At 62.4% G+C, this 9675-nt stretch carries 12 protein-coding genes and 1 pseudogene; 2 read left to right on the top strand and 11 right to left on the bottom strand.

The window, feature by feature from the left end:
- The first annotated feature begins 236 nt into the window (after positions 1-236).
- Positions 237-392, top strand: a complete 156-nt coding sequence (locus tag BN871_RS27730; RefSeq protein WP_157060291.1) for a WYL domain-containing protein — start codon at positions 237-239, stop codon at positions 390-392.
- Between the two features lie 52 nt (positions 393-444).
- On the opposite strand, the gene yajC is transcribed toward BN871_RS27730, so the two are convergent.
- The 11 genes from yajC to BN871_RS13715 form a co-directional block, all read right to left on the bottom strand.
- On the bottom strand, positions 445-810 hold the full coding sequence (yajC, locus tag BN871_RS13765; protein WP_021879619.1) for a preprotein translocase subunit YajC: 366 nt from the start codon (positions 808-810) through the stop codon (positions 445-447).
- A gap of 38 nt (positions 811-848) precedes the next feature.
- Positions 849-1982 (bottom strand): tRNA guanosine(34) transglycosylase Tgt, encoded by a 1134-nt coding sequence (gene tgt, locus BN871_RS13760; protein WP_021879620.1) that lies wholly within the window; start codon positions 1980-1982, stop codon positions 849-851.
- A 17-nt stretch (positions 1983-1999) separates the two neighbouring features.
- The gene (gene queA / locus BN871_RS13755) at positions 2000-3043 is read right to left on the bottom strand and encodes a tRNA preQ1(34) S-adenosylmethionine ribosyltransferase-isomerase QueA (protein ID WP_048746660.1); all 1044 of its coding nucleotides are present in this window, start codon (positions 3041-3043) and stop codon (positions 2000-2002) included.
- Positions 3044-3047: 4 nt separating this feature from the next.
- Positions 3048-4502 (bottom strand): SpoIID/LytB domain-containing protein, encoded by a 1455-nt coding sequence (locus tag BN871_RS13750; RefSeq protein ID WP_048746658.1) that lies wholly within the window; start codon positions 4500-4502, stop codon positions 3048-3050.
- A gap of 15 nt (positions 4503-4517) precedes the next feature.
- A complete protein-coding gene (locus BN871_RS13745; protein WP_021881167.1) occupies positions 4518-5153 on the bottom strand; it encodes a hypothetical protein in 636 nt (211 codons plus the stop codon).
- 62 nt (positions 5154-5215) lie between these two features.
- Entirely contained in the window at positions 5216-5677 is a 462-nt protein-coding gene (locus BN871_RS13740; protein ID WP_048746656.1) for a thiol-disulfide oxidoreductase DCC family protein, read from the bottom strand.
- Between the two features lie 44 nt (positions 5678-5721).
- Positions 5722-6723 (bottom strand): Holliday junction branch migration DNA helicase RuvB, encoded by a 1002-nt coding sequence (gene ruvB / locus BN871_RS13735; protein WP_021881165.1) that lies wholly within the window; start codon positions 6721-6723, stop codon positions 5722-5724.
- An 18-nt stretch (positions 6724-6741) separates the two neighbouring features.
- The gene (gene ruvA, locus BN871_RS13730) at positions 6742-7365 is read right to left on the bottom strand and encodes a Holliday junction branch migration protein RuvA (RefSeq protein WP_048746654.1); all 624 of its coding nucleotides are present in this window, start codon (positions 7363-7365) and stop codon (positions 6742-6744) included.
- Positions 7362-7865, bottom strand: coding sequence for a crossover junction endodeoxyribonuclease RuvC (gene ruvC / locus BN871_RS13725; RefSeq protein WP_048746652.1), 504 nt, complete (start codon positions 7863-7865; stop codon positions 7362-7364). The genes ruvA and ruvC overlap by 4 nt, the downstream gene beginning before the upstream one ends.
- Positions 7866-8101: 236 nt before the next feature.
- Positions 8102-8743 (bottom strand): BofC C-terminal domain-containing protein, encoded by a 642-nt coding sequence (locus BN871_RS13720; RefSeq protein ID WP_049867825.1) that lies wholly within the window; start codon positions 8741-8743, stop codon positions 8102-8104.
- 131 nt (positions 8744-8874) lie between these two features.
- On the bottom strand, positions 8875-9462 hold the full coding sequence (locus tag BN871_RS13715) for a hypothetical protein (RefSeq protein ID WP_048746651.1): 588 nt from the start codon (positions 9460-9462) through the stop codon (positions 8875-8877).
- A gap of 47 nt (positions 9463-9509) precedes the next feature.
- On the opposite strand from BN871_RS13715, the pseudogene BN871_RS26920 reads away from it, so the two are divergent.
- Positions 9510-9675, top strand: a pseudogene (locus BN871_RS26920) (50S ribosomal protein L3); the annotation flags it as partial.

The following is a 9675-nucleotide window of genomic DNA, read 5'->3' as shown; positions in this document are numbered from 1 at the left end:
CGCTTGACGGGAGAGCCCTTTGAGCGTCCTGCCTCATTCAGCCTGGCGGCGTGGTGGCGGACTTCAGTGAGCCGCTTCCTTGAAGGGCTGCCTTCCACTCTTGTTCGATTGAAGGCTTCTCCGGATGCCATCGACAGGCTGCAAAAAATGAGAATATACGCGGATTGTAGGCGCCTATTCCCCTGAAAGCGAGGCGGCTTCGGCAGAAAGGGAGGAGACGGAAGCAACCCCCCGTCTTGAAGCTCGTCGACGTCCGCTTCGATACGCTGGACTATGCGGCCGGCGTCGTGCTCTCGCTCGCACCCGCCGTCGAGGCTGTCGATCCTCCGGAGCTGCGGCAGCGGGTATGCGAGCTCGCCGAAGCAGCTCTGGAGATGCACCGCAACGCATAAAAAAACCCTTTGGAGAGCTGCTCTCCGAAGGGTTTTTGGAGCGTCGGGCTGCTTAAAGCGTGCCTTCAGGATCCACTTTGTCGCTTTTGACTTCAAGCTTTTCTTCCGTCTTGGCTTCGACAGGAGCCGGAGCGCTGTTCAGGACGGATGCGATGGCGCTGCGTTCGAACGTCACTCTCGTCGTATCGTTGACGCGCAGAACGACCGTGTCGTCGGTCAGCTCCACGATCGTGCCGTGCATGCCGCCGATGGTCGCGATTTTGTCGCCTTTCTTGAGCGAGCCGAGCAGGGCGTTGCGCTGCTTTTGCTTCTTCTGCTGAGGACGGATCAGAAGGAAGTAGAAGACGATGAACATGAGGCCGAACATGAGCAGCATGGACATGCCGCCACCGCCGGCGCTACCGGAAGCCAGAAACATAGGTGTATACCCCTTTCAATATCGGAACGAGATTCTGGTTAAAACCCTTTGTCGTTGTCATGCAGGCCGTATTGGGTGAAGAATTCGTCCCGGAAATCAAGCAGCCTGTCCTCCATGATCGCCTGGCGCACGCCGCGCATCATCTCCAGCAGGAAATGCAGGTTATGGTAGGTCGTCAGCCTGATGCCGAACGTCTCGTCGGCCTTGATGAGATGCCGCAGATAAGCGCGGGAATAATTGCGGCAGGTGTAGCAGCCGCATTCCGGATCAAGCGGTCCGAGGTCCTCCGCGTACTTGGCATTGCGGATGTTCACCCGTCCTCCGCTCGTCATCGTCGTGCCGTTGCGGGCAATGCGGGTCGGAAGCACGCAGTCGAACATGTCGACTCCGCGAATCGCTCCTTCGAGAAGCGCGTCGGGAGATCCGACGCCCATCAAATAACGCGGCTTGCCTGTCGGCAGGAGCGGAATCGTCTCCTCCAGCACCTCATACATGAGATGCTTCGGTTCCCCGACGCTCAAACCACCAATAGCATACCCCGGGAAATCCATGGAAGTCAAATCCGCCGCGCTCTGCTTGCGCAGGTCGGCATGCATGCCTCCCTGGACGATCGCGAACAGCCCTTGGTCCTGCGGACGGGCATGGGCTTTGAGGCAGCGCTCCGCCCAGCGGGTCGTCCGCTCGAGCGAGTTTTTGATGTATTCGTATTCGGCCGGATACGGAGGGCACTCGTCGAACGCCATCATGATATCGGAGCCGAGCGAGTTCTGGATCTCCATCGCCTTCTCCGGCGACAGGAACAAGCGGTCGCCGTTGAGATGGGAGCGGAATTCGACGCCTTCCTCGGTGATCTTGCGCATGTTGCTCAGCGAGAACACCTGGAAGCCGCCGCTGTCCGTCAGAATCGGGCGGTCCCAATTCATGAACTTGTGCAGGCCGCCGGCATTGCGGATCAGGTCGTGGCCCGGACGGAGCCACAGGTGATAGGTGTTGCTGAGAATGATATGGGCGTCCATTTCCTTGAGCTCTTCCGGGCTCATCGTCTTGACGGTAGCCTGGGTGCCGACGGGCATGAACGCCGGCGTCTCGATGACGCCGTGAGGGGTATGGACGCGGCCGAGCCGCGCCCCGGATTGCTTGCATACTTTGATCAGTTCGTAAGTTACAGCCACAGTTCACTCTTCCATTCCTAGTAGATAAACATCGCGTCGCCGAAGCTGAAAAACCGGTACTTCTCGTTGACTGCCTCTGCATAGGCGTGCAGGACATGCTCGCGCCCGGCAAGCGCGCTGACCAGCATGACCAGCGTCGACTTGGGCAGATGGAAATTCGTCAGCAGGGCGTCGACAGCCCGGAACTCATATCCGGGATAAATGAAAATATCCGTCCAGCCGCTGCAAGCCTGAAGCCCGTCCGGATACCGCTGAGCCGCTGTCTCCAGCGTGCGGGCCGACGTGGTGCCGACGGCAACGATTCGGCCGCCGCGTTCCTTGGCGGCGCGGATCATCGCGGCGGATTCCTCGCTGAGCTCGTAATACTCGGAGTGCATCACATGCTCTTCAATCGTGTCCGTGGACATCGGCCGGAATGTGCCGAGACCGACATGAAGCGTCAGCGGAGCGATTCCGACTCCCCTATCCCGCAGCTCCTGGAGGAACTGCTGCGTGAAATGCAGCCCCGCGGTCGGAGCCGCTGCGGATCCCGCCTGGCGGGAATAAACAGTCTGATACCGCTCCCGGTCGTCCAGGCGTTCCTTGATATACGGCGGCAGCGGCATCTCGCCCAGTCTGTCCAGCAGCTCCTGGAATATTCCGCTGTACTGGAACCGGACGATGCGTCCGCCCATATCGCCTTCGCTTTCCACGACTGCGCGCAGCAGCGGCTCGCCGCCTTCGCCGGCGCCGAAAGCGATGACCGTGCCGGCCTTCAGCTTCTTGGCCGGCTTCGCCAGCGTCTCCCAGCAATCGCCTTCGAGCTGGCGGAGCAGCAGCAGCTCCGCCTTCGCTCCGGTATCCTCCTTGACGCCTAGCAGGCGGGCGGGAAGCACGCGGCTATCGTTGACGACCAGCGTGTCTCCCTCGCGCAAATACTGCTTCAGATCCGTGAACCGATGATGGGCGATCTCTCCCGTGCGCTTGTCCAAAGCGAGCAGGCGCGAGGAGGTCCGGTCCGTCAAAGGGGTCTGGGCGATCAGCTCTTCCGGCAGGTGAAAATCATAATCTTCTACGTTCATGGCTTCAGCTTCCGTCCTTAGCGAGTTCAATCTCTTTGTAGTAGTATTTCAGAATGCGTTGGTAATCATACCCGGTATCGGCCAGGCCCTTGGCGCCGTATTGCGACATTCCGAGGCCGTGCCCGTTGCCGGTTCCCCGGATGAGCCACGTCTGCGAAGCGGAGACGGGCCGGATGGCTCCGGAGGCGTTCATGACCGTCAGGCCCGCTCCGCCCGATGGCGATGCTTTGGCTCCGCCGGCTCCCAGCACTTGGACGGCGGCTCCCGTTTCCTTGACCGCCGAGGCGCCGCCGGCGCCGAGAAGCGACACCTGCCCGGCCGGCTCGATGGCGAACCGCGTGCTCGGCAAGCTGCCAAGCGCGGTGCGCAGGGAGTCCGGATACTTGACCGGAACGGCTTTGCCGTTCACGTTCACCTGCATGACCCGCCCTGAAGGTCCGCGCGAGGCGACCTCCAGCGACTGAATCGGTCCCGATACGGCCGAGGTCGTCTTGCCCTTCATGGCATCCAGCAGCTGGGCCGAGGTGAACGGGCCGCGCATCCAGTTGAATTCATTGGACTGAGCGACTGTCTCCAGCACCGTCACCTTAGCCCCGGCGTCCAGCTTGTCCACCGGATTCACGCCGTCCTGGATGAGAGGCAGCGGCCTCACATTGGTAGCGGCGGACTTGATGCGCGCGATGACAGCCCCGGCTGCGTTCTTCTCGCCGGTCAGGTCAGCCGTGTCGGACCGGATGAAGCCGGTGCCGCCGCTCGGAGCCATGACCCGGTACCATTTGAACAGGCCGTTCTCGGAAGAATCGTCCGGGCTTTGGACCGGAGCCAGATACGGCACCTTGCTTCCCCATACTTCGGATGGATCCGCTGTATACCCTCCGGCGCTGGAAGAGAATACCGCCTCGACAGGCTTGCCCCCGCTGAGCATGACCTGCCCCTTGGTATCGTCGACCGCCTTGATGGTCGTCGCCTTCTCGGAGGCGACACCGTTGTACGCCTGGCTGAGCGTCGTGTCGACGACCTGGGCGATGCCGAAGCCGGTCCCCTGGTAGACGGCGTACGAGCGGGCGGCCACGGCTTGCGCCTTGAGCGCCTCGATCGGCCAGGAGCCGGGCATTTCCCCGCCGACGACGGAATACAGATACTGCTCGAACGGAAGCTCGTTGATGACGGCAAGAGCGTTGTTGTAGCTGCTTAACTCGAACTGGCCTCTGTATGTACGGGCGTAGCGCTCGGCAAGTTTCACGCCTTGGGTCGAGGACGGCAACACGACAGCCTTCGTGCCCGCCGGGAAAGTCAGCAGCATGCCGGGCGCCGCTTCCTTCTGGGTGACGGACAAATCCCTCCGCTGCAGCAGATAATCGCCCGCCGCAGCCTGCTTCAGCCCGGCCGCCTCCGCGATTCCGGCCAGCTTGAGCTTCACGGCTTCCAGCGAAGCGCTGTCCGCCGCCGCTCCCACCATGACGGAATAACGGGTTCAGGAATCCGATGGGCGCAGCGCAAGGAATGTATCCGTTCCGGAAGCGCTGAACGAGGCCATCGCGAGCCGCGCCTCCTGCTCGGACGCGTACGCGGCCGTCTCCAGGTGAAGCGGTCCGCGCACGGAGGCGCCGCCGCCGAATGCCTTCACCGTCGCGTTCGCGTTCCATTTGGCAAGAGCGGTCCCTGCCGCAGCCGCAGAGGAGTAGGAGCCTTCCGACACTTGGTAGGAAGTGCCGCCCCCGCGGTCCACCGCCTCCAGCACGGCGTTTCCTCCGGCAGTCTGCACGGCTTTGAATACTGCCAGCGCGGCCGCGAAGGAGCTGTTCTCTCCCAGCAGGACGGAATAGTTCTCCACGGCTACCCGGGCAGTCGCGCCGCCGACAGCGAAAGCCAGAGGTTTGGCCGTTCCCCCTTGGCTGACGCCGATGGCTATCCCGCCGTCGGAGCTGAACGTTGCGGCCGGAATCGACAGCGTATATTTGTTCGGTACGGTGATGAACAAGCCGACGCGAATCGTGTCCATGACCTCGATCCCGTCCGCTTCCGCCTTGGGAGGCAAGTAGAGGCAGCCGCCCAGAACGGCGGCTGCCAGCAGGCCTTTGGGGAGAATTCGGGCTATCGGTCTGTTCATGGTTCTCTCCTTCCGTGTGCTCCGCCGGCTCGCGGCCGTCGGCCGGCGTGCAGGCGGGCACCTTACAGGGTCTTGTCGGTACGGTCCTCGGGGGGAATGCGGCATCCATCCGGGGAACAGGCTTCGTCCGCCTTCCCGAACCAGTCATAGCGGCGTTTGGCGATGTAGCGATAAATCCGGTCTCCAAGACGGCTCATGCCCGGCAGCCGGTACAGCCAGCCTGCCGGACCGAAGCCAGGAACCGTGCGCAGGATGCGCACGACGGCGTCGCTGCCCGCATACAAGCGCCCTGCGCCGTCAACGACATGCATCCTGTCCCTCAGCGCTTCCGCGTCGATGTCCAGTAACCGCTCGGCGGCCCGGCCCTGGAGCCGGTCCAGATTCTGCAACGGAACAAACTTCAGCTCCGCCCGCGAGCCCAGTCGGCCCAGCCTGTCGACCGAGGCGAGGCAGAGGTTGCACTGGCCGTCGTAGATGACGGTGAGCGCGCTGTCTTCAGCGGCTCCGGACCGTTGCTCCTTCATCGGCGGATCCTCCCTTAGGCCATGCGGCTTGTCTGCCGCGGCCATTATTCCGGTACGGGCAAGCCCAGATGGCGGTAGGCAGGAGGAGTGACGACACGCCCTCGCGGAGTCCGCTGCAGGAAGCCGATCTGCATGAGATACGGCTCGTACACATCCTCGATCGTCTGGCTTTCCTCGCCGATCGTCGCTGCGATCGTGTCCAGGCCTACGGGGCCGCCGCGATAGTTGGCGATCATCGCCTGCAGCATCTTGTGGTCGATCCGGTCGAGTCCGAGCGGATCCACCGCGATCAGCGACAGCGCCTGCTGGGCGAGCTCGTTCGTAATGATGCCGTTGCCGCGGACCTGCGCGAAATCGCGAACCCGCTTGAGGAGCCGGTTGGCGATCCGCGGCGTTCCCCGCGAGCGCAGTGCGATCTCGGAGGCCGCATCGCCGACCATGCCGACCTCCAGAATCTCGGCGGAGCGGGAGATGATGAACGCCAGCTCGTCCGTGCCGTAATACTCCAGCCTGCTGACGACTCCGAAGCGGTCGCGCAGAGGGGCGCTGAGCAGCCCGGCGCGGGTCGTGGCTCCGATCAGCGTGAACGGGGGCAGGTCAAGCCGCACGGAGCGCGCGCTGGGACCTTTGCCGATCATGATGTCCAGGCAGAAATCCTCCATCGCCGGGTACAGCACTTCCTCCACGGAGCGGTTCAAGCGGTGGATTTCGTCGATGAACAGCACATCGCCCTCCTGCAGGTTCGTGAGCAGGGCGGCCAGATCTCCCGGACGCTCGATCGCCGGGCCGGAGGTCGTGCGCAGGTTGACGCCGAGCTCGTTGGCGATGATGTTCGAGAGAGTCGTTTTGCCGAGTCCCGGCGGGCCGTAGAGCAGCACATGGTCGAGAGCCTCCTTGCGGAGCTTGGCCGCCTCGATGAATACCTTGAGGTTGTCCTTCACCTGGGACTGGCCGATGTACTCGGCGAGATACCTCGGACGCAGGCTGTATTCGACAGCCTGGTCCTCCATCATCAGATTGGCGGAAATGATGCGATCGTCTTCCATGCAAAACCTCCCTTTCCGCTATCCCTTGAACAGCTGCTGCAGCGCCCGCTTCATGAGCGCGTCCACGGTCTCTCCGGGCTGCTGCGAGCCGCCCATGCCCGCCCAGGCGCGGTCCAGCTCCGACGCCGTATAACCGAGGGCTCCGAGGGCTTCCCTCGCCTCGCCCCAGCTGTCCTCGCCGGCGGCGGCGACTGCCGCTCCGCCGGCGGCTTCGGCTTCCCATACGAGCTCGATGGAAGCCGACGTGATCTGCAGCTTGTCCTTGAGGTCCAGAATCATCCGCTGGGCCGTCTTCTTGCCGATGCCGGGCAGCCGGGTGAGGAAGCTCAAATCCTCGCGGTGGATGGCCGAGATGACCGCCTCCGGGCGGCCGCCGGCCAGAACTCCGACCGCGACCCTCGGCCCGATGCCGGATACCTCCAGCAGCTTGCGGAAGAGCGCCTGCTCCTCCCTCGTCTGGAAGCCGAACAGCTGCGCCGCGTCCTCGCGCACATGGTGGTGGCAGTAGACGGTTACCGGCTCCTCCCCCCGGGCGAACGCGTAAGGATTCGGCGTGTAGACCTGGTACCCGACATCCCGAACGTCGACGACGATATAATCCGTATCCACATAGGCCACACGGCCTTTTACAAAATCGATCATCTGCGGCGCACCTCGTTTATCTTGGACATCATGCCGGAAGCGTGGGCATGGCAGACGGCAACCGCAAGCGCATCGGCGACGTCGTCGGGCTTGGGCACCTTGGCCAGCTTGAGGAACATCCGCACCATCTCCTGTACCTGGCGCTTCTCGGCCTTGCCGTAGCCGACGACGGCCTGCTTGACCTGCATCGGCGTATATTCCGTAATGGGAAGCCCCCTCTGCGCGGCGGCCAAAATAATGACGCCCCGGGCTTCGCCGACCGTGAAGGCCGTCGTCACGTTGCGGTTGAAGAACAGCTTCTCGACGGCAACGGAGTCCGGCTTGTATTTGTCCATCAGAGCCGAAGCAGACTCGTAGACCTGCTTGAGCCGCACCTCGTGAGGGGTGCCGGCTTCCGTCTCGATGGAGCCGTATTGGACCGGCGTAAGCTTCATGCCGTCCTTGTCGATGAACCCGAATCCCGCGATGGCGATGCCGGGGTCGATCCCTAAAATCCGCATCGCGCACTCTCCTTGTATGAAAGCTGGACAATGAAATCTATCTCTATGTAGCGAAAAACAGACTCTATTTATTATAACAGGAAGTGGATGACATGAGAACAAGCGTTTCAGACCGCTCGCCGAAAAGCAAAAAACGCCTTTTCGCAAAGGCGCTCGGAGAATGGGCTTGCCGGACTGGAACCGGACGGGAAGACATGCTGTCGGCGGAAGCGCAGTCTGCTGATATCCGAACGGAATCAGTAGGCGCGCTTCATCGCTCCTCTGGATCTCTCCAGGGCAAAATCGTTGTACGTCGACAAGACGCTGTTGAACTCGTCCCTGTCCTGGACGCGGATGCCGCTCAGCAGCCTGTCCCGTTCCTGCTTGGGCAGCGCGCTTTCCATGTACTGCAGGTCGAGCTGAAAAAACGTCTTCATGACCTTCTCGTCGCTCGGAGGACCTTCGAACAACGTCAGGCTTCCCCCGTCATCCACCCCGAAAGTCGCGCTCTGCTTGCAGGCCTCGGACAGATCGTCGATCCGCTCGGTCACGACGACGCCGCCCTTATCATCGAATCCGGCTTCCCAGCCGGGATGGCTGCCGAGCAGCTTCAGCACGGAAGGAGGATCCATGACGCCGAGCGGACGGATTTCCTCTCCGCATAGATAGACTCTTTTCATCGTGACCGCGGCAGATGCGCTTCCTTCCAGAAAGGAAGAGATCCCCTCCTGTGTAAGGTCCGGCCCGCTCCGAGCGGCCGCCTCGGCTGCGGAAGAGCCCAGCAGAAGCGCTGCAGGAAGCAGAAGCGCGCAGGCCAGGCTGAGCGGCGAGCGGCCGCGCCTGCGCCTCAAATATTTCCGTTTCAGATGGTTCCAGATGCTGATTGACAACATGGTCATCCATAGCCCCTTCTTGGCAGTTTCGGCTAGTCTGCCTTCCGGCTGGATGAATTATGCAAGCATAAAAAAAGAACCGGGCTGCGAGTTCAGCCCGGCTCGGCTCTGTGGCCATTCCCCATGCTCGGCTTCCGTCAGCGGTTGATCCAGGGCTTGCTGCCCTTGGAGGCGCGGGGAGCCGGCCGGGAAGCGCTGCGTATAACCGCTTTTTTTGGCTGCTTGCGCGCGGCTGCCGTGCCCGTTTTCGCCGGCTTGGCTTCAGCCTTCGATTTGGTCTCCGGCTTGACTGCCTTCTCAGCCGCCTGCGCCTCCTCCTCGTCCCTGTCTCCGCAGCAGGAAGGCTGGACCGCTACCGGAGCAGCTTCATCCGGCGGCGCTCCTCCATACCCCGGATTCACGCCGTAGCCCTGTACGGCGGCCGTCTGCGGCCAGCCTCCCGGAGAGGCGGGATACCCTTGAGCTTCCGCGCCCCAGCCTTGGTATCCAGGCCACTGGGCAGGACTGGCGGCGCCGGCGACTGCTCCAGCTGCATTCCACTGGCCGCCGCCGTCGTAATTGTATGAACCGGGAGCAGCCGCTCCTGCGGCCGGCATGATGCCCTGAGGATAACCTCCCCCCGCCGTATACATGCGCTCCGTTGTTCTGGGCGCCGTATCCTTGATGGCCGTATCCGCCATACCCTTGCGCTTCGGCGGCGTAACCCGGATGGCCGTATCCGCCATAGCCTTGAGCTTCCGCTGCGTAGCCGTGATGGCCGTATCCGCCGCAAGTGTTCACAGCTGAGGGTAATGTCGTGCCAGTCACGGTTATCGAAGCCGGCCCATGCGTCGTCCTGCAAAAGAAAGACCAAGAAAATGATGCTACGAAGCTGTTCAGCTCGGTTTCTCTGACAAAAAAGAGAATAACGCCAACAAGCCGCAAAGTCGGCCATGCCA

Source organism: Paenibacillus sp. P22, assembly GCF_000469945.2.
Lineage (GTDB): Bacteria > Bacillota > Bacilli > Paenibacillales > Paenibacillaceae > Paenibacillus_O > Paenibacillus_O humicus.
The sequence above is the reverse complement of the archived record's forward strand: the minus strand, read 5'-3'. Positions and strand labels throughout refer to the sequence as shown.